Raw genomic sequence first — 18,420 nt, forward strand, 5'->3', positions numbered from 1 at the left:
TTATTACCACGGATTATAATCCGCAATTTACTCTTTAACTGGTTAACTCAATGCGTAAGCAACACCGAATAGATAACAACATTTACCAATATATATCCCAACCTGAAGTCACTGATTTTACAGTCGTTGGAGTGAGAGATTGGGTACTCGAATGCTCTAGCATGTATGGTAATAAAAATAACGCACGTTTATTCGTTGCTAGACAATTGGATGCATTGGAAAAAGCAGGTTTGATCGTATGCAAAGGAGCAGGCAGAAAGAAGGCATTCTTTAGATCTGAACGTTTCTTTGAAGCAAAGTTTAAATCTGTAGCTAAACAAAAAAGAAACCAGAAGATAAACGAATCACCTTTTCCACCGCAAACGTCTATTTTCATAGAGCTGCAACATGAAAAAGCTGGCATTGAGGCTGAACTAGCCATCACATTAGCTGAAGTGGACGAATACAAAGCTCTTATGGCTCGCTCAAGTGATCTTAACAAACTACTAAAAAAATCATATTTAGAAGCGACTCAAAAGTCAGCGGCTCTAATGGCTAAACTCAATGTTTGGACTCGCACAATGAAATTAATTCGACTTGATGAGTCAACTCTATGCTAAGAGTGTGGCAAAAAGAGTGTATCGCACTAGCACTTACTCATTATCAAAATGAGAAGCGTCATTTCTTAGTACAAGCGACTCCAGGCGCAGGCAAAACCATAATGGCCGCAAATTTAGCAAAACAGATGTTCGACAAAGAGCTGATTGACTTTGTTATTTGCTTTTCTCCTTCAAGAGTTGTATCAAGCAGTATATCTGATTGCTTCTCGTCAGTACTAGGAACTGCTTTTGACGGAAGGTTAGGGACACAGGGTTGCTCAATGACCTATCAATCCCTTAGACATATTGATGCCCAGTTTTGGTCAACGCTATCTAGGTATAGAGTTCTATGTATCTTTGATGAAATACATCACTGTGCAGGAGATAAAGAAACTAACACCAATTCCTGGGGGCACCATATACTCAATGAGGTACAGAAAGCATCAACCTATACTCTTGCTCTTACAGGGACACCTTGGCGTTCAAATTTAACGCCAGTAGTACTCTCTTCATATACAGGTCCTGAGGGGAATATTGTTTGTGACTATCAATATTCATTAGCTCAAGCAGTCAAAGATGGCGTGTGCCGAAGACCAACCATTGTTCTCATAGATTGCGAAAACTCAACAATTAAAGCTAACAACCATATTGAATCATTTAATTCACTGCATGAGTTGATCACAGATGGAAATATCAATTACTCAGCAATATTACATAATGAATTAGCATTAATTCACATCTTAGAAAGGGCTATATCTCGCTTAAAACTAATCCGCACTGAGTCACCTTCTGCCGGAGGCTTAATTGTCGCATCTACGATTAATCATGCAAAAAAAATAGCATCACTACTTGAAGACACATTCAATCAAACAACCTGTACGGTGACGTACAAAGAAGATGGCTCGCATGCACGTATTAACCAGTTCAAATCGTGCAATACTGAATGGATTGTTAGTGTAGGCATGGTAAGTGAAGGAACCGACATTCCTAGGCTCCAGGTTTGCTGTCACCTTAGCAATATAAAAACTAAACTCTATTTTCGACAAATCTTGGGCCGAATATTGCGCTCAACTTCAAGCCAAAATCAAGAAGCGTGGTTCTATACTTTTGCAGAACCTAACCTCATTGATTTTACTGAAGAAATTGAAAAAGACATCCCCAATAGCTGCCTGGTTCTTAAAGAGGAATCAGAGATATTAGACACACACCTAAATTCGAGTGAGTTAGGTTTAGAAGCGGCAATTACCGTTCAAAAAGACCATCAAATATCAATAAGTTTTAAAGACGATATAAGCTCTAAGTCACCATTCAACAGTAGCAATGTCCCTCCAGACAACGAAGAATTATCTTTGCAAGACTTCAACCAGAGAGTCATTGAAGCCTTTCACTATGACCGCCAATCTAGCATTTAGTATCGATAAAACAAATCGGAAGCAAAATCCCAGATACGTTTGCGGTGCTAGAATGTACAAAGCTGCGTCAATATCAATCAGCTGGCGATACAGTTGCAATGAATGCAGATAGGTATGTTAATGGTACTCAAACGGTCCAGCATTATGCAGACGAGCTTGATGTGGCGATTACAAGATCCCTAGCAATTTCTGTGGATATTGAACAATACAGAGTAAAAGGAACTGTGCATTTCTCTGTGCACCTAACGATGGTTGCCAAAAGACAAAATTAGTTCATTTACAATAAAGATTGATCTGTTTTCAGGTCACACTGAACAAGAGAAACGGTATGAGTAACATAATTATGGCAACTTTCGATGGTAATGCCAATGATTGTATAAGCGGTATCATGGCTAAAATTGTGGCACTTCATCTGGCAGATTCGGAGTATAAAAATAACGAATTTTATCTATCAGATGAAAACTTTGAATTAGCGAATATTGTTATTGGTCAACTATATGATCAAACCCAAAAGCTACGGGAGGTTTACCGTGAGATAAAGCGATCAGCGCATGTCGATAGCTACTTTGACAACTCAACAATCGATGAGCTATTTGTTGCTAATAGTTGTATCCGAGAGTTTGAAATGATTCTCAATGCAAAGTATTACGCCATGAGTTGTAGCGTTATCGTTTCAGGGCCGTCAGTGATGCAAATAATGAAACAGGTTCGTATGTCAGCAGCTAAGTTACGGAGAGCTATTGGTGATCTTATATCTGTCGAACGCCAACTTCGAGTAGCTTCAACGAACAAATATGAAAGCAGCTTTGAGATGACTAGTGATAAAGTCACCAAGCTCAAATTGGCAACAGAAGCGGCGATCACCAGTTATAGTTGAGGTAGGTTTAGTTGAAGAGCCTCTGAGTTCCAAAGTTGAAATGTACTAATTCAGCTGAAAGTTGCTCATTTATTTCGGTTTGCTGCTTGTTGTTAGATTTTCTCAAAGTTGTGTTCTTATTTTGGGAGCACAAAAAGACGGTCTGGTCCGCCCCATCAGAGTTGGATATTAAGTTAAGCCTCTCCATACCTACAGTTATCCAAGGCTTTATTTAGCACAAAACCAGACTCGTTTTTGTCCAGAGCCTTGAGAGGTGGCTTTTATCCGTAGCATTTTCTATCTCGAAAATGGTCTGATAAGTATATCCGCCACTGAGCTTTTAGCCTTGCATACAAAGACCGTAAAACAAAAAAACGCATCAAAATAAACCTTTTGCCGATACGTCTTTTTCTTGTTGAAACAGATAGTTTTCCCACCCAATATCTTGAGGGGGATGATTGATCTTCAATTCCTTAACGGTAACTTCAAAAGGATTTAGATTTTCACATGCGACCTGGCTTACTTTGGGCGCCGCTTTGGCAAAGTGTTTTAATGCAACTTTATTTGAATGATCACGTAATGCGAGCCTACTCGCTCTATTAATGAGTTTTCTGATTCGACGTAAATTACCTTGGGAAAATGCGTAGATACGCTTCATCATGTCAGGCTCAGCAAGACCAGAAGACTCACCAAAAGGTAATGCGTCATCAAGCATTGTTAAAAACGTTTTATAGATACTACGGTTATTTTTGCTGTTCAATCTAAAAGGCTCAAGAGTGTGCTGTAATTCGAAGCGTCCTGCTAATTGACTATTTGCCTCCAAAATTACCACCGAGTAAGGCATACCAAAAAGCACCACAGGTACCTTTGAACGTACAATGAGCATCTTTAACCAGTCAGCTGCACTATGTAAAATTTGCTTATTCTTACGATCTATCATGTGTTGAAACTCATCTATGATAATTAATTCAACTCCGCATGACTTCATTAAATCACTCATTTCTTGGGCGACCTTGACAGGATCACTCCCTCTAGAAAAAGCGAGTGGATCTCCTAGGTCAGATAGCAACTGCTCAGAAGCCGTAATCGGGGTCGCATTGGGTGGGAGAGAAGTCGATAAAATCGGTATAAAAGAACCTTCGCTTGTCTCTGAACGAGGGTTTTCGTTTAAATACTTATTTATCAGCGTTGTTTTTCCCGACCCAGTATCTCCAACAACGATCATACAGTCTGGTTCATGAATACCGTCACTAAATTCTCGGCAATCTGAAATATCATCAAGAATGTCGCTTATTAGCGGGCTCTGGATGAAAATCTGTTTGACCAAATCAGCTGTGCTTTCTGTTTTGTTACTATCCATGTCAGTTAGCCTTTTTGAATAAAATCACTTTATCGACCAACCATTAGTATTAACCTCGATATCCCAATCTAATTCATCATCAAGCTCTGATTTTACATAATCAGCTTTTTGTGTTTTTGCTTCTGAAGTTGCTCTTTTAGAATGCTCTTTTATACGCTGCACCCGAGATGTAGTTGTAGTCCCTAGAGAGTTCCGTTGCTTATTTTGACCTGTTTTTTCAAATGCCTCATCAATAATATCGAGGATTTTACGCCAAGCTTTAACAACATCTCTGTGGTTGTAGTTCTTGCGAATATGTCGCCTTGCGTAGTTACAACAAGTCTTGTGTAACCACTCAGAAACAGAATAGGCGTAATCAGCATCAATTGCGTCTACAGCAAAAAACTCTTCTTTCGTTTCATCAAGTACATAAACCCTACCAAGACAACTAGGATCATACTTGATTCTCACACGTACACTTTTCATGTCTTTACACGTTTTGTGCCCAAAATATCTTGCTAGACGAACACTAGAGTAGCGTATTGTTGTGCCTAACCTAACCCCATTCTTATCGAGAACTACCTCGCGGTTTTTTCCTAGGTTAAACTTCAATTCATCTCTAGACCCTTTGAAAGGACGTGGAGGAATTGAAGAATTAACAGCATCGATCCAACTTAGATTTGGGATATTGTTTTCTAGCCCGTTTTTTCCATTTTGGTAAACATCCACTATCCAGATATGAACCATTTCTTGTAGAAGCGAGTTATCAATAACTGCATTTTTGAGTGGATCGTAATCTTTTCTCTCAAATATATTAGTAAAACTCTTACCCGGCATTCTAGAGAGAAATCGATTATTGATAGTTCGAAAATATCGCTCTACTGACCCTTTAAGCCAAGGCTTTTTAGTCGGGTTTTTCTTAACTTTTATTTTCAGATCTTTGCACGCTATTTTGAAGTCACTACTGTTAAACTCAGTACCATTGTCGACAATCAAATGCTCAGGCAAGCCATAACAAGGCCAACACCCTTCTACTGATGGGTATAGTTCTTTAACGTGTTCTTTTGGAAGAATTGCATTCACAAGTGCTAGTGATACTGATAAGTAACTCGGCGGCTCGAACCCTAGATAGAAACCCACAATGCTCTTTGTATGAGTATCGTACAAAACTGTGAGCCACGGACGCCCCAATGGTATACCGTTTTTTTCATCAATAATAAATAAATCAAGCCTAGTATGGTCTGCTTCTACACGTTCCAATACTCGTGTTGTTGCTGGCCTTTTCCCCACTTTTCTGAAAGTAGAATCAGCTACACTTTTTCCCTTTCTAAGTAGTATTTTTTCGTACTCAGAGTGCTTCCTTAGTCTCTTCCTAAATGCCTGTATTGAGAACGGTTCAAATTGAGTCCCATTGATTTCATTATGCCGATCAATTTCAACCTCAAGAGTTACGTATGCCGATGTTGCTGTCGGGCATTCTTCAGAGAAGTAATTTCTTATTGCACCTTGAATTAAAGGTTCAAGTTCATCGGGAGTATTTCTTTTTGTATTGCCAGCAGAGACTTTCGGAATTAGGGAGTTAAGCTGAAAATTTGATTTTTTAAAACCTCTCCAGTACCTATAAATGCTGATTGCTGATGGTGTACTTGAACCAAATTTATCTATTAAAGCAGTAAGTGACTCATCTATTTGCTTTTTGGAAAAATCGGTACCATATTGATCTATAAGGAATTCTATAATGTTATATCTATATATGGCCTCATTTCTTCGGTCTTCATCAACAGAAAAGACATCCTTAAACGTCAGATCAACATCTTTCCATAAGGGGAGTGATAGCGTTTCCTTTGGTTTCGATTCTTTATCGAAGTTAGTACTTGGAAATAGCTCGCCAAATCGCTTAGAACCTTCACTTGGCATGCCTAAGAGCTCCAAATAGGGCTTTGCCAACCAATAGGCTGGTGCATATCAATACTTAACAACTGTCTGGCAATCAAATCATAAAGTGAGGGTAATAACTGAGAAGAATGAACTGAAGAATATTGAACAACCTGCTCTATCCTGAGCTCTCCATATTTCTTAAATAGATTCAATATATTTCTCTGAATGGAGTTAAGACGCTCATCGCAAGCATAACGATGAATGATCCTTAAATTATCGAGCAATGGGTATATTTGAATATCATCATCTGTCAATACGTGCAGGTCTTTACCGCCGCCCAATGCTTGTTCTTTCTGAGCTCTAAACTTTTCTTTAAACTCATCTTTTTCTGCAATGTGCTTGGGCTTTATCTCATAAAATGATTGGTATGAATCTTTGTATGTGACTAAAAAATCGGGCGTATACCTATGCAGCTTACCTTCGATAAAATATTCAAAACCGATAGGCTGCGCTTCGAAAGTTATAATCTGTGGCGAAAATTCGAAGTGGAAACATGCGTCAAACTCCAAGTCGGATTCGACTGTATGGATAGAGTTCGTTTTGAGGCTGACAAAGCGTGAGATGTTTTTTACTGACGAGTTTCTAAGAATCCGTTTTTTCATAATAAACAACCATACCTGTAGTAAACTTCCTCAAGTGTTGTACACTTTATAAGCAATTTCAAGGTATGGTTGTTTTTATTTCAGCGTATAGTTTCGTAAAATCAACGTATGGTTTTTTTTACACTATTCGAATTCGTTCAGATTACTCTTTACCGAATACGTTGTTCTCTTGTTCTTGTACGCGGATGAAAGTAGTACGCTTGGTTAGCTCTTTAAGCTTTGCTGCGCCTACGTATGTACAAGTTGAACGTACACCACCAAGGATGTCAGAAATTGTGTTGTGAACTGAACCACGGTATGGAAGTAAAACAGTTTTGCCTTCCGCAGCACGGTACTTAGCAACACCACCTGAGTGCTTATCCATAGCCGACTGTGAAGACATTCCGTAGAACTTCATGAATTGCTTGCCGTCTTGCTCAACTACTTCACCGCCTGACTCAGAGTGACCTGCTAGCATGCCGCCTAGCATTACGAAGTCAGCACCGCCGCCGAACGCTTTAGATACATCACCCGCACATGAACAGCCACCGTCACCGATGATCATGCCGCCAAGGCCGTGTGCTGCGTCGCCACACTCGATGATTGCAGAAAGTTGAGGGTAACCTACACCTGTTTTAACACGAGTAGTACAAACCGAACCAGGGCCGATACCAACCTTAACAATGTCTGCACCCGCTAGGATTAGCTCTTCAACCATGTCGCCTGTTACAACGTTACCCGCAGAGATAACTTTGTTCGGGAATTCAGCACGTACTTTTTGTACGTACTCAACTAGGTGCTCTGAGTAGCCGTTAGCGATATCAATACAGATAAATACGAAGTCTTCGCTAAGCGCCATGATTTGCTTAGTCTTCTCAAACTCAGCTTCAGATGTACCTGTTGATACAAATACGTTGTTCAGTGTTTTCTTGTCTGCTGTTTTAGCGAACTCAGCCCACTGCTCTACTGTGTAGTGCTTGTGTACTGCAGTCATAACACCGTGCTCTGCTAGAGCAGCTGCCATTTCAAAGCTTGCTACCGAATCCATGTTAGCTGCAATTACTGGAGTACCAGACCATTGACGACCGCTATGCTTGAATGTAAAATCGCGGGTTAATTCAACTTGAGAACGGCTTTTAAGGGTAGAACGCTTCGGACGGAAGAGTACATCTTTGAAACCTAACTTAAGTTCTTGTTCGATACGCATGGTGTTTTCCTTGATTCATAAAATTATGTGTCTCTCGCGAAATGCGTAGTAAAACCGTTGGCAGACGAGTTTACTTTTCTTCGGACACAAAAAAACCGGAGCGTTGGCAGACGCTCCGGTTTTCAGCATTATAGGTCGTGATTTAGTAACAGCAAGTCTGATATTTCACTTTTTTTTGTGTTATCCTCTCAAAGATTCCATATCTGGTAAAACCTCCCTAGATCAACCTTCTTACTAAATTCTTACTAATTAATAACTTAGCGAACCAATCACGCAAACGCTGTCGGTTTATTGCGCAATCGTTTTCCTTTCTCTTTCACACAATATCGCCTTCATTAAGAAAATATGTGAAGAAAGTGCCTCGAGATCACATAAAAATCACACTTTTCTCCAACAAAAAAATGTCTTTTTTCTTAAATAAATTCGATTTTTTCCCAAATTTTTTCTGTTTTCGTCCAAATTCGACAAACTCATCGTGCTGTTGGTTAGCATCAAGTATGAAAAATACACCTCAATTCGCTCTATCTTGAAGGCAAGGTTCATTTGGTTTCGACAATCCAAAGTTCGCCCTCTATTCAAAGCTACCTAAAACAACAAAATTTATAAACCACCAACAGCCGAGATCATGCTTCTCTGCTGTCTGGTAGTTCAGCCAATCGAGTTTCTTGAGAAAAAAGGTTCGAGCAAAGAGATTTCTCTGAAGTGGTGAGCTGTGTAAATGAAGGAAACTTGCAGTAAGCAGGCGAAAAAGATCGAAGCCTTTAAGGTCAATTAAAGAATAGAAAGCAAAAAATGGCTAAGGTGATTCACCTTAGCCATTTTTATTCGATATTTAGATTACTTTCAAAGCTATTAAACCAACGCCTAGAAGATGTATTAGCCCTTTTGAGACATCAAGGCTTCTGCCGTTGCATCCTGAATAGACAAGAACAGTGACGTAACTTGGCCTGTTGGTGAACGCATTGGGTTAAGCGTCACGTTCTGATACATGAAATCGGCTTGTTGAGTTACAGGCCTAACGTTACGACATTTAAACAGATAAGGCCTTTGTTGCCATGTAATGAAGCTGCGACAACCTAAATCATAAACAGGCTTAGTTTTGAGCCTAAACCACTCTTCAGGGATTTCAGGGAACAGTTCAAAGATCGACTTACCAATAGCGTCATGCGATTGCTTACCGCTATGGTGCGTCATGAAGCCATTCCAAACTTGTACCTGAAAGTCACGGTTAATGACCACCAGCCCCATATCGACGTTTTGAACCATATCCACCATCCAGTGAAACTGTTCAAATTCAGCAGGAAGATTCAGCATATTAAAACTCCTCCATTAGGTAGGCCAATTTGTTGTCTAGAAGAGGCAAAGATTCGTCAACGAACATAAACAGAAGGTCACAACGGATGGAAGTGCCATCAATGTTATAGCTGACTTCGAAGGTCATGGTCTTCTTAAACGAGCCACTGGTATTCTCAATCACAGAATCAATCGAGATGTGTTGCCCGAGCAGAACAGGAGAACTTTGGAAGAAGCGAACCTCAGATTGCTCCCCTAGCCCGTTAAGGAAAGAACCAACGAGAATATTCGACACATCCATCAGCAGTTCCAGTTCTTCAAGCTGTTCGCTTTCGGTTGGCACCTTCATGAGCTTCTTAAGATCGCTCACGCTGGAATCACTCAGTAAGACTAAGGCTTCACCTGCGATGCCTTCTCCGCTAAAGCCTTGGCAAACACCCGATACTTGGTCGTTGTCTGCTAAATCACGAAGTGCCATGTGCAATTCACTCACTTCGAAGATGTTCACGTTCGGCAATGGTAAGTGAACAAATACATTAAAGTGACGCGCCAATGCATCAGCTGCACGGCCTATCGCAACGTTCGCGACTTCCATGTAGATGTCACGTCGACGGAGTATTGGTAGTTCTAAAGCGACTGGGGTAATAAGTTGAGGCTGTTTTGGCGGCTCAACATGCTCACGTAAAATCGCTTTTAACGCTTCTTTATCGATCGGTTTTTGTAAAAACGCTTTAGCACCAAGGTCCATGACCTTCTGCTGCGCTTTTGGTTGGATATCACCAGAAACCACTACAACAGGCGTGGTGTCACCTAAACGTTGCATCTCTTCCAATGTGCCATAGCCGTCTAATTCCGGCATGGTGAGGTCGAGGAACATCAGTTTGAACTGGTTTTGAGCTAACTCTTCAAGTGCATTAAGCCCATGAACAGCAAAAGTTATATCTGCATTTAGAGAACTAGGCAGTGATCGAGCCATCTGCTTCCTTGCTAACGCAGAATCATCACATATAAGAACTGGGAACGACATAAATGCACCACCGACAAATTAAAGCTAATTCGGACGAGTGTAACAGATCATTATGGTATCAGGTACGGGGTGAATGGATTTATGTGTAGATTATTAGTAAGAATGATGAAACAAGCGGGTAAGCTATTATCTCGCATTATTCTTTATGAAAAACAATATGCTACAAAGACAATAGCAACTCAATATTATTGAGTATTAGCACTATTTTATTAAATGGTAACCTTAATAAGTAGGTTTATTAAGGCTCGGTTTACTCATGCATTTTTCGCTTCGATATATCCAACACGTGAGAGCTAATGGCAGATGTCTTATACATCAGAACAAATGCAAAAAAGCTAGAACTGGTAGGTAGGCCATAGGATCAACAAGGCAAAACGGATAATCACGGCAAAAACCAATAACGCGATTCCAAGTCGGTACCATTTGTATTCCGCAATATTCATTGGGATACGCTTGTAGAACATCGTAATCACGCCTTTCCAATCGCTACTGCGTCTTCCATATTGCATCATACTCGTCAAAACAAACAGTGCGCCAAGCACTAGCATCCCTTTTTCAGCCCAGAACAATCCAACTTCCATTTGTGTAATCCTTGATAAAACGGTGAGCAACTCAAATCATTCTAGTCATCTTTTAGCTCGGTTTCTGTAAGACCAAGGTCTATATTACGAGATTCACAGTTCAGGTTTTATAGTGAAAGGTTTATAGCTCAAGGTTGATGGTTAGAGGCTAGCAGAACAAGCCACTCACGAATAAGCATGATTCGATAGTTCCGGAGACTTGCTGTTCTTTTGAATGACAAACATCAGATGGATAAGCAGCAGAATACCCGTCACACCCAGACCAACACCAATCCCGCCCCAGATCCCTGCTAGCTCGAATTTTGGCATCAAGTACCAAGCAGCAGGCAAGCCAAACATCCAGTAACCAATAGCTGTCATCACCGTTGGCATAGAGACAATCTTCATCCCTCTTAGCAGGTTAATCGCCAGTAGTTGCCAAGCATCAACAATAAAGCACAGTGCAACAACCCAGATAACAGAAGCCAATAGCGATGTCATTGCACCAGTGCCGTCATCCAACTTGAAGATGGAAGCGATCATTTCAGGCCATAGGATGAATACGGCAGACAAGGCGACACTCAACACAGACACTAATATAAAGCTTTGAATCGAGGTTCTTTTGATGCCTTCGTAGTTGCCTGCGCCATAATCACGGCCTACTAAAATTGCGGCAGCTTGCGAGAAACCGAAGTTAAAGTTCCAAGTAAAGCTTAGACATTGCAGCAAGATTTGGTGCAGCGCCAGAGAGGCGATACTGATCGTTCCCGCCATCAAAGTGCCGCCGTAGATTAAACCGTGCTCAAGCAAGGCTGCCAAGCCGATAGGTAGACCCATCAACAACAATGGGCTCATCAGCTTAATGGAGTACTCTTCGGTATTTAACCAAGGGGCGAACTGTTTGAACTCGTCACGTTTAAACACCCAAACCGTGTATCCAACCATCACGATAAATGCCGCGATGGCCGTGCCTAAACCCAAGCCTGTTAGTCCCATATCGAGCTGGAACGTGAGGAAGTAGCTCACTGGTACATTCAAAATCACGGTGATAATCGACATCACAAGAATAGAACGCACATTACCAAACGCACTGGTTAAGCCACGCAGCACCAATAAGATAAGTGAAGGCAACATCACCCATTTTAGAGCGTGCACATATTCCATCGCTAAGGTGATCACTTCTTGAGGTTGTTTCGCCGCTTCCAATACAAGTGGCGCAAACCAGAAGCTAGCCATTAAGGTCACGCTGAGCACGAATGCCAACATAGTTGCACCTTTCACGGCCAATCTAATCTGAGTGTTGCCAAACTCTGGGCGTGCGACGCGCTGACCATAAGCAATAGCGATCAGGTTCGCTACACAACCGACAGTGCTGCTCGCAATAATAAAGATGAAGAAGTAAATAGAGGCACCTAAGCCACCAGCCGCAAGCGCTGACACGCTGATTCGCGACATCATCCAAACATCAGTAAGGACTAAAGCCATGGATATCAGCTGTGAAATGATCAAAGGGAATGCAAGAGTGAGTATTTTTTTCATGAGCGCCTCAGTTAATTTCGCCCAAAATACGCTCGATGGGGCTGGCGTTCAATTGATAAATTTGCGACTCTAACATTCTAAAAACTCATGCGAACGAATTATGACCCCATATCCTAGCTTGCCATCCTCCCATAATGGCTTAAAAGCCTTCGAAGCGGCTGCAAGGCTGATGAGCTTTACGTTGGCTGCCGATGAGCTCAACGTGACACAGAGTGCGATCAGCCGTCAGATCAAACAGCTTGAAGATGAGCTGAACGCATCTTTGATCATTCGTAAGCATCGAGCGATTGAATTAACGGTTCAAGGTCATGATTTGTATGTCGCTTTGCGTGAAAGCTACGGCAATATCGAATCGGTTATCGCCTCTTGGAGTGAACCAAAACAGAAACGCATAGTTATCAAAGCAACCCTGAGTTTCGCTACGCGCGTGTTGATCTCTAAGGTTCGTGAATTAAACGAGCGTTACCCAGATTACGAGATCGTGATCGTTCCTGTGATTGAAGAGGATGAAGCGATCAACAGCAGCGAATACGACTTGTTGATCTTCCACACTCGATTCAAAAAACGCTATGACAACGCGCCTGACATCACTTTCTTGCGTGAAGAGTTCATGGCGCCAGTCTGCTCTACGAGCTTAACCAATGCTGTTGGCTTGACTAAGAAAGATACCGACCTCGACTCAATCTTAACCATGCCACGGCTGCACCCGACCTTAGATCACCATGACTGGAAAGTATGGTTAGCCGATGTCGAATCACCTCCGAAAAAGCCCGTCAGAAATACCAGCTTCTTGTCTTTAGATATGGCGCTCAGTGCGTGCTTATCTGGTGAAGGCGTCACGGTAACGGATCTGCTTTTAGTTTTGCAGGATCTGCAACGCGGTTTCTTATATTGTCCAGAGAATGCCAAGATCCAGAACAGTGCTTGGACTTATTTCATTCACCAGCGTAGTCACACGCCTATCATCAACGACCTTATTGAATGGCTTAGAGAAGAGACAGAAAAAGAGATCGAGTTACTGAAAGCACTGTCTCATCAGAATCATTGGTTTGGTGTTATTAGCGATCAACAGTAACGATAAGCCTTAAGCTTAGATACAAATAAGCCGCAGAACTTACTGCGGCTTATGCTTTTTACCAGTGGTGTTCGCTCTAGAGAATTAGCATTAAAGCTTAAACATACGTGCACTGCGCGGTGGTAGATTGAACGTATGGTAGCGAGAAGAAATGGTTTCTGTCGCGCTGCTTAATACGTCTTTGTATTGAACATGCCAATTGAACTCATGTTGGTAGGTATCAACCGTCACGCCACGCGTTTCGCCACACTTGTTAATTCCAACAACGCCTTCTTTGCCACGCTTAAACAGCAAAGTACATTGGTCGCTCGAAATTATCGTCATCGACTTACCTTGCATCGAGTTATGGAAACTAAGCATATTCTTCATATTCGAGCTATTCCAAACATTGCCCCAACGACCGTTATCCTTATCTTCAGAATCCGGTAAATCATCACTGTAGATCAACGGCGTACCGCCATCTTTACCAAGGATATAAGCGTAAGCAAGCTGCTCATCTTGTGGATCCATAATTTGGTAACGGAAGCCGTCATTGGTTGGAATATCATGTGTGATCGCGAAGGTGATCGAACGATTATCGTCGAGTGCTTGGCCGTACGCTTTTGGATCATGCAGTTGGTTCAAGCCACCGCCCATAGAGAATGCCGATCGAATTGAAGCAAACAGCGGGAAATCGTACGCAGAGTGATTAGTGTTATTCAAGTAAGGCGCTAAGAACGACTCATAGCCACTGTTCCCTGCTCCGCCACTGGTAATCACCTCGCCAAACACATGCATGTTCGCGGTGATCTCAGGCGTAAATACTTGGTCGATTTGGTACTGGCTCATATGTTTCACCGCATCAATACGGAAACCTTTGATGCCCATATCTTTTAACGCTTTCAGATATAAACGTTGTTGTGACACTACCCAGTTATTTGGGTCGAGATCCGGAAGACCCACATCACCGTCAGCACCACACAAACGCCAGTATTGAACATGACCCGGATCGTTCCAGTCAGTAATACAGCCTGCGGCATGGAAATCGTTAGCCGAGACAAAACCTTGTGCTAAGTTGCCAAACAGAGTCTGCTCGGCATAGTAGCTTGAACGGCTGGCATAATCGTTTAGCACTTCAGTACCAGGGTAGTCCAAGTCACTTCGCTTCCAGCTTTCATTCGCCATATGATTCAGTACTACATCGGCGTAAACATCGACGCCCACAGCTTTGAGTGCGGTGATCATTGCGGCCAAATCTTGTTTATTGCCCAAAGGAGAATCAATGGTACGCAGATCTTGAGGCTGGTAACGTGCCCACCATTGGCTGCCACTGGATTTCATTGCCGGAGCAACCAACACTTTCTTGTAGCCCGCTTCGGCTATTTGGTTGGCATTGGCTGTTACGTCTGAGTACTTCCAGTTGAAAGCATGCAAAATGGTGTCAGCGTAAGTCGCTGAACTAAAAGAGCAAAGCGCGAGCGTGGATATGAGTAGGGTATTTATTGGTTTCATAGAACATATCTCTCATTATAAATTCATAAGAATGATATGAGTGATAAAGACAATTAAAACGACGGATAAATCAGAGTTGATTAGCGTCACCTTCTGTTGATATTGATTTTATAAATTTGAGCTATAGCCGATATTATGTTGGGCAAAATGTGATGTGCGTTTTATGGGGTTGTACAGATATACGTAAAGAGTGGAAATGAGAATTAATTGAATCAAGTTGACGAGAACAGGACAAAGACTTTGGTCGCCTCTCCTAAACTAAGCTATCATTCCTTCTCCCTCAACCGATTGATATTTTTATGCCTTCTTTCTCTTTTTCAATGATCCCTGTTGGGGTTCGATTCATGATCCTTTCTGCTTTTGGATTTGCATTGATGTCTGCTTGTGTGAAATACATCAGCAACTACGGCATACCTGTATTTGAAATCGTTGCAGCAAGAGCGCTGGTGTCTTTGATCATCAGCTACATCGACGTAAAACGAAAAGGCATTTCTATCTGGGGTAATAACAAACCTTTGTTGTTCATTCGAGGCGCAGTCGGCACTGCTGCACTGATGTGTGTTTACTACGCCGTAACCACGTTACCGTTAGCAGAAGCGACCATTCTACAATACGTACACCCTGTATTTACCGCATTGCTCGGTGTGTTATTCCTAAAAGAGCGCGTCCAAAAATCGACCATGATCTGCATTGCATTCTGCCTTGCGGGATTATTGGTGATGGTACAGCCAAGCATGAACAGCGGCGCGAGTAGCGAATTGCCTCTATTCAGCATTATGGTGGCGTTATGCGGCGCGTTTGGTAGCTCAATCGCTTATGTGATTGTGAGAAAGCTGAGCCAAACCGAAGACAGTTCTGTCATCATCTTCTACTTCCCACTGGTTGCTCTACCGATCTCAACAGCCCTTATCTGGAACGACTTTGTGTGGCCGAGCCTATTCTTAACCGTGATGTTGGTACTCGTCGGGATTTTCACTCAAATCGGCCAATACGGTTTAACCAAGGCGATGCAGACACAAGCCGCAGGCAAAGCTTCGGCTTACTCTTACGTTCAGATTGTGTTCTCGGCACTGTTAGGCGTGTGGATCTTTAATGAAATCCCATCAGTTTGGACTTATCTAGGTGGTGGCCTGATTGTCACTGGCGCACTCATTAACGTGTTTGGTAAACAGCTATTGGTGCCGTTCAAGGCTAAATAAGTAACCCACTCAATATCAGCTAATAAATAGAATCTAAAAAGGGCATTGCGGAATATTCCACAATGCCCTTTTTGTTACTTTCTACCCAGAGACGCTATTAGCTTGTAGCATTACGCAGCTTAGGGTCATCACTCAGATATTCAACGAACTCGATTTCAAAGCCTGCCGGATCCACAAAGTAGACATTTTTTCGATAAGGTTCTTCAGCGCCGGGTTTAGCAATCGGGAAGCCCGCATCGATAAGACGTTGAGTGACGCTTTCGATGTTATTGGTCACATAAGCAAAGTGTGCGAGACCAACTGAGTGCCCAGCCAAATCTCTATTTTTACCCTCTCCGTGATCACTCAATGCAATGTATTGGTACTCGTCGCCAAAATGCAGCCAGTTACGTGGCTTGCCTGACCACTCGCCTTTTCCTTCATCACGAACGTACCAATGTGGAAACGCCGCTTTATAGAAAGTCAGCATTTCAGGGATATCCTTAACGACTAAATTCACATGTTCAAGTTGGATCATTCTTCTCTCCTTAAAGTATTCTCGTAAGCAACGTTGCATATCCTAATACCTCAAGTTAAGTTGAGGTAAAGCACTAATTTGCATTTATTTCGAGAACGTTTTTAGAGCCAAAATTGTCGTATTTTGAAGCGATACAAAACCTAAGTTTAGACGACCTTCCCTATGTGAGTTATTTTGGAGTCGAGAATAACTGAGAGACAAGCCGCTATGGTTTAGGCGGAGTAACCTCAACTTCTAAAGCGGCTCGGTTTCTCCACTTAAAACTCTTCTTCCATTTAATCGGCATCATAGGAATAACGATCAGGCTTATACCCACCAGCGTCAGAATGTCTGGAATCTCGTCGAACCACATAACACCAAACAGTGTTACGAACACCAACCCGGAATACTCTGCGAGCGCAATTTGGTTAGCCGGTGCTTTTTTGTAAGCCACCACCACAAGCGCATGGTATCCAAGTACAAACAAGTTGATTGCCATGATCCAACCCACATGGCGCCATTCGATCGTTGACCAAGTTGGTAGTGCAAATGCCAGTGCGAGTGGCAGAGTCATAATGCTGGTCCAGAACAGAGTTGAGATGATGTGTTGCTCTGTGTTCAGGCGTTTGATCAAGATGTTACCCACGCCCATCGCAAGCGCACTGCCTAGCCCAGCAATCGCCGCCCAGTGAAATTGCTCAGGACGTAAGACGATTAATACGCCCACAAAACCAATTAAGGTCGCGATCACTTTTGAAGATGTCGGCCTTTCTTTCAACAGCACTATCGACAAAGGCAGCATAAGGATTGGTCCAACATAGAACATCGCGTTTGCTGTCGCCAAAGTAAGGTGTGTAATGGCGATCATCGCGCAGCCACTCCCTACCAAGATAAATTGAGCCCTTAAAAAGTTGATACGGCAACCGCCTTGCATACGCGTCTCTTTCGGTAACTTTAACCAAAATGGAAGCAGCAAGATCACGCTCAATAGCTGACGGATAAACACATACTGGAACGTAGGGACTTCGCCATTCAGTATCTTCAACGATACATCTGAAAAGGACGCAAGTAGGTTTGCGAACACCAAAAGCAAAATGGCGTGGTTAACAGCTTTATTCATACAGAAGGAAGATCACACATTTGTCATACAATTATGGGCGCACATCATACATGAGAATTTGAAATGTGTAATTGCAAAATTACTGACGCTCAGATTAATGCAATTTTGAATTTAACCTCGATGAACAAATTACAGCTATTCGTTCAATATTTAGCCACGTTAATATTCTCTTATTGACTGATACATCAAGTTACAAATCGCTTTCATAGTAACCAAGAACACTGATCTGGGTTAATAAACTGGTTTCACAATAACCTTACTTTTATTGAGGTCAGATAATTACAAAAAAGGAAGTTACAGTGAAAAAATTATTAGCACTTAGTATTGCAGCAGTCATCTCGGTTCCAGCAGTAGCCGACCACAATACAATCAACGGAATGGATTTCGGTCCATTGGCAAAGCTAGTCGGCACATGGAAATCATTAGAAACTGACGGCGTTGATGTCTCCCCAGGTCAAGAAGGCACAGAAGTGGGTGCGGGTGGCCCTGCAGGCGATACAATGACGTTAGTCGCGTCTAAGCGCGGTATCGCTGAGTCTGAATACATGACAGACAACGCAACCACTACAGGCTTCACAATGAACATCAGTATTTCAGACGACACGCTAACTTACTCTCAAACAACGGGCTTAGAGATCTACGACAACGCTTTTGCTCATACCGATTCAAGCACGCTAATTAAAGTGAAGTAGATTCAAATACAAACAAG

At 42.1% G+C, this 18,420-nt stretch carries 17 protein-coding genes; 6 read left to right on the top strand and 11 right to left on the bottom strand.

The genetic code is table 11. The features are described 5' to 3' along the window. The first annotated feature begins 50 nt into the window (after nucleotides 1-50). The 3 genes from L1D22_RS19935 (at nucleotide 51) to L1D22_RS19945 (ending at nucleotide 2,867) form a co-directional block, all read left to right on the top strand. Entirely contained in the window at nucleotides 51-599 is a 549-nt protein-coding gene (locus tag L1D22_RS19935) for a hypothetical protein (RefSeq protein WP_239830981.1), read from the top strand. Further along, entirely contained in the window at nucleotides 593-1,990 is a 1,398-nt protein-coding gene (locus L1D22_RS19940) for a DEAD/DEAH box helicase family protein (RefSeq protein WP_239830982.1), read from the top strand. The genes L1D22_RS19935 and L1D22_RS19940 overlap by 7 nt, the downstream gene beginning before the upstream one ends. Nucleotides 1,991-2,318: 328 nt before the next feature. Beyond that, nucleotides 2,319-2,867 (top strand): hypothetical protein, encoded by a 549-nt coding sequence (locus L1D22_RS19945; RefSeq protein WP_239830983.1) that lies wholly within the window; start codon nucleotides 2,319-2,321, stop codon nucleotides 2,865-2,867. A 358-nt stretch (nucleotides 2,868-3,225) separates the two neighbouring features. Here the strand turns inward: L1D22_RS19945 and L1D22_RS19950 are convergent, their stop codons facing one another. The 8 genes from L1D22_RS19950 to L1D22_RS19985 all read right to left on the bottom strand — a co-directional run bounded on the left by L1D22_RS19950 (nucleotide 3,226) and on the right by L1D22_RS19985 (nucleotide 12,330). Next, the gene (locus tag L1D22_RS19950; protein WP_239830984.1) at nucleotides 3,226-4,206 is read right to left on the bottom strand and encodes a TniB family NTP-binding protein; all 981 of its coding nucleotides are present in this window, start codon (nucleotides 4,204-4,206) and stop codon (nucleotides 3,226-3,228) included. Between the two features lie 24 nt (nucleotides 4,207-4,230). Further along, the gene (locus L1D22_RS19955; protein WP_239830985.1) at nucleotides 4,231-6,102 is read right to left on the bottom strand and encodes a Mu transposase C-terminal domain-containing protein; all 1,872 of its coding nucleotides are present in this window, start codon (nucleotides 6,100-6,102) and stop codon (nucleotides 4,231-4,233) included. Nucleotides 6,103-6,104: 2 nt separating this feature from the next. After that, entirely contained in the window at nucleotides 6,105-6,725 is a 621-nt protein-coding gene (locus L1D22_RS19960; protein WP_102285906.1) for a TnsA endonuclease N-terminal domain-containing protein, read from the bottom strand. A gap of 142 nt (nucleotides 6,726-6,867) precedes the next feature. After that, nucleotides 6,868-7,911 carry a GMP reductase gene (locus tag L1D22_RS19965; protein WP_048606087.1) on the bottom strand — a complete coding sequence of 348 codons (1,044 nt, stop codon included), beginning with the start codon at nucleotides 7,909-7,911 and terminating at the stop codon, nucleotides 6,868-6,870. A gap of 876 nt (nucleotides 7,912-8,787) precedes the next feature. Beyond that, nucleotides 8,788-9,225 (bottom strand): PAS domain-containing protein, encoded by a 438-nt coding sequence (locus L1D22_RS19970; protein ID WP_017058076.1) that lies wholly within the window; start codon nucleotides 9,223-9,225, stop codon nucleotides 8,788-8,790. Between the two features lies 1 nt (nucleotide 9,226). Beyond that, complete coding sequence (locus L1D22_RS19975) at nucleotides 9,227-10,231, bottom strand: response regulator (RefSeq protein WP_239830986.1); 1,005 nt, start codon at nucleotides 10,229-10,231, stop codon at nucleotides 9,227-9,229. A gap of 335 nt (nucleotides 10,232-10,566) precedes the next feature. Further along, the gene (locus L1D22_RS19980; RefSeq protein ID WP_017630837.1) at nucleotides 10,567-10,812 is read right to left on the bottom strand and encodes a hypothetical protein; all 246 of its coding nucleotides are present in this window, start codon (nucleotides 10,810-10,812) and stop codon (nucleotides 10,567-10,569) included. A gap of 165 nt (nucleotides 10,813-10,977) precedes the next feature. Continuing rightward, complete coding sequence (locus tag L1D22_RS19985; RefSeq protein ID WP_239830987.1) at nucleotides 10,978-12,330, bottom strand: MATE family efflux transporter; 1,353 nt, start codon at nucleotides 12,328-12,330, stop codon at nucleotides 10,978-10,980. Nucleotides 12,331-12,430: 100 nt separating this feature from the next. Here L1D22_RS19985 and L1D22_RS19990 point away from each other — a divergent pair, with 100 nt between their 5' ends. Next, nucleotides 12,431-13,405: a LysR family transcriptional regulator gene (locus L1D22_RS19990; protein WP_239830988.1), complete on the top strand. Its 975-nt coding sequence runs from the start codon at nucleotides 12,431-12,433 to the stop codon at nucleotides 13,403-13,405. 90 nt (nucleotides 13,406-13,495) lie between these two features. On the opposite strand, the gene L1D22_RS19995 is transcribed toward L1D22_RS19990, so the two are convergent. Then, nucleotides 13,496-14,896 (bottom strand): alpha-amylase family protein, encoded by a 1,401-nt coding sequence (locus L1D22_RS19995; protein ID WP_239830989.1) that lies wholly within the window; start codon nucleotides 14,894-14,896, stop codon nucleotides 13,496-13,498. Nucleotides 14,897-15,195: 299 nt separating this feature from the next. On the opposite strand from L1D22_RS19995, the gene L1D22_RS20000 reads away from it, so the two are divergent. Further along, on the top strand, nucleotides 15,196-16,095 hold the full coding sequence (locus tag L1D22_RS20000) for a DMT family transporter (protein ID WP_239830990.1): 900 nt from the start codon (nucleotides 15,196-15,198) through the stop codon (nucleotides 16,093-16,095). Between the two features lie 97 nt (nucleotides 16,096-16,192). On the opposite strand, the gene L1D22_RS20005 is transcribed toward L1D22_RS20000, so the two are convergent. Together L1D22_RS20005 and L1D22_RS20010 are read right to left on the bottom strand one after the other, a co-directional pair. Continuing rightward, a complete protein-coding gene (locus L1D22_RS20005) occupies nucleotides 16,193-16,612 on the bottom strand; it encodes a VOC family protein (RefSeq protein WP_239830991.1) in 420 nt (139 codons plus the stop codon). 205 nt (nucleotides 16,613-16,817) lie between these two features. Next, entirely contained in the window at nucleotides 16,818-17,711 is an 894-nt protein-coding gene (locus tag L1D22_RS20010) for a DMT family transporter (protein WP_239830992.1), read from the bottom strand. Between the two features lie 299 nt (nucleotides 17,712-18,010). Here L1D22_RS20010 and L1D22_RS20015 point away from each other — a divergent pair, with 299 nt between their 5' ends. Beyond that, a complete protein-coding gene (locus tag L1D22_RS20015; protein ID WP_239830993.1) occupies nucleotides 18,011-18,403 on the top strand; it encodes a hypothetical protein in 393 nt (130 codons plus the stop codon). The last annotated feature ends 17 nt before the right edge of the window (nucleotides 18,404-18,420 follow it).

The organism is Vibrio sp. Isolate34, assembly GCF_022397915.1.
Classification (GTDB): Bacteria; Pseudomonadota; Gammaproteobacteria; order Enterobacterales; family Vibrionaceae; genus Vibrio.

Excerpts from the sequence above, each read along its gene's own strand:
- L1D22_RS19995 (WP_239830989.1), bottom strand. The coding sequence starts at position 14,896 with ATGAAACCAATAAATACCCTACTCATATCCACGCTCGCGCTTTGCTCT.
- L1D22_RS19950 (WP_239830984.1), bottom strand. The coding sequence starts at position 4,206 with ATGGATAGTAACAAAACAGAAAGCACAGCTGATTTGGTCAAACAGATT.
- L1D22_RS20000 (WP_239830990.1), top strand. The coding sequence starts at position 15,196 with ATGCCTTCTTTCTCTTTTTCAATGATCCCTGTTGGGGTTCGATTCATG.
- L1D22_RS20010 (WP_239830992.1), bottom strand. The coding sequence starts at position 17,711 with ATGAATAAAGCTGTTAACCACGCCATTTTGCTTTTGGTGTTCGCAAAC.
- L1D22_RS19980 (WP_017630837.1), bottom strand. The coding sequence starts at position 10,812 with ATGGAAGTTGGATTGTTCTGGGCTGAAAAAGGGATGCTAGTGCTTGGC.
- L1D22_RS19945 (WP_239830983.1), top strand. The coding sequence starts at position 2,319 with ATGAGTAACATAATTATGGCAACTTTCGATGGTAATGCCAATGATTGT.
- L1D22_RS19940 (WP_239830982.1), top strand. The coding sequence starts at position 593 with ATGCTAAGAGTGTGGCAAAAAGAGTGTATCGCACTAGCACTTACTCAT.
- L1D22_RS19935 (WP_239830981.1), top strand. The coding sequence starts at position 51 with ATGCGTAAGCAACACCGAATAGATAACAACATTTACCAATATATATCC.
- L1D22_RS19990 (WP_239830988.1), top strand. The coding sequence starts at position 12,431 with ATGACCCCATATCCTAGCTTGCCATCCTCCCATAATGGCTTAAAAGCC.
- L1D22_RS19985 (WP_239830987.1), bottom strand. The coding sequence starts at position 12,330 with ATGAAAAAAATACTCACTCTTGCATTCCCTTTGATCATTTCACAGCTG.
- L1D22_RS19970 (WP_017058076.1), bottom strand. The coding sequence starts at position 9,225 with ATGCTGAATCTTCCTGCTGAATTTGAACAGTTTCACTGGATGGTGGAT.
- L1D22_RS20005 (WP_239830991.1), bottom strand. The coding sequence starts at position 16,612 with ATGATCCAACTTGAACATGTGAATTTAGTCGTTAAGGATATCCCTGAA.
- L1D22_RS19955 (WP_239830985.1), bottom strand. The coding sequence starts at position 6,102 with ATGCCAAGTGAAGGTTCTAAGCGATTTGGCGAGCTATTTCCAAGTACT.
- L1D22_RS19965 (WP_048606087.1), bottom strand. The coding sequence starts at position 7,911 with ATGCGTATCGAACAAGAACTTAAGTTAGGTTTCAAAGATGTACTCTTC.
- L1D22_RS19960 (WP_102285906.1), bottom strand. The coding sequence starts at position 6,725 with ATGAAAAAACGGATTCTTAGAAACTCGTCAGTAAAAAACATCTCACGC.
- L1D22_RS19975 (WP_239830986.1), bottom strand. The coding sequence starts at position 10,231 with ATGTCGTTCCCAGTTCTTATATGTGATGATTCTGCGTTAGCAAGGAAG.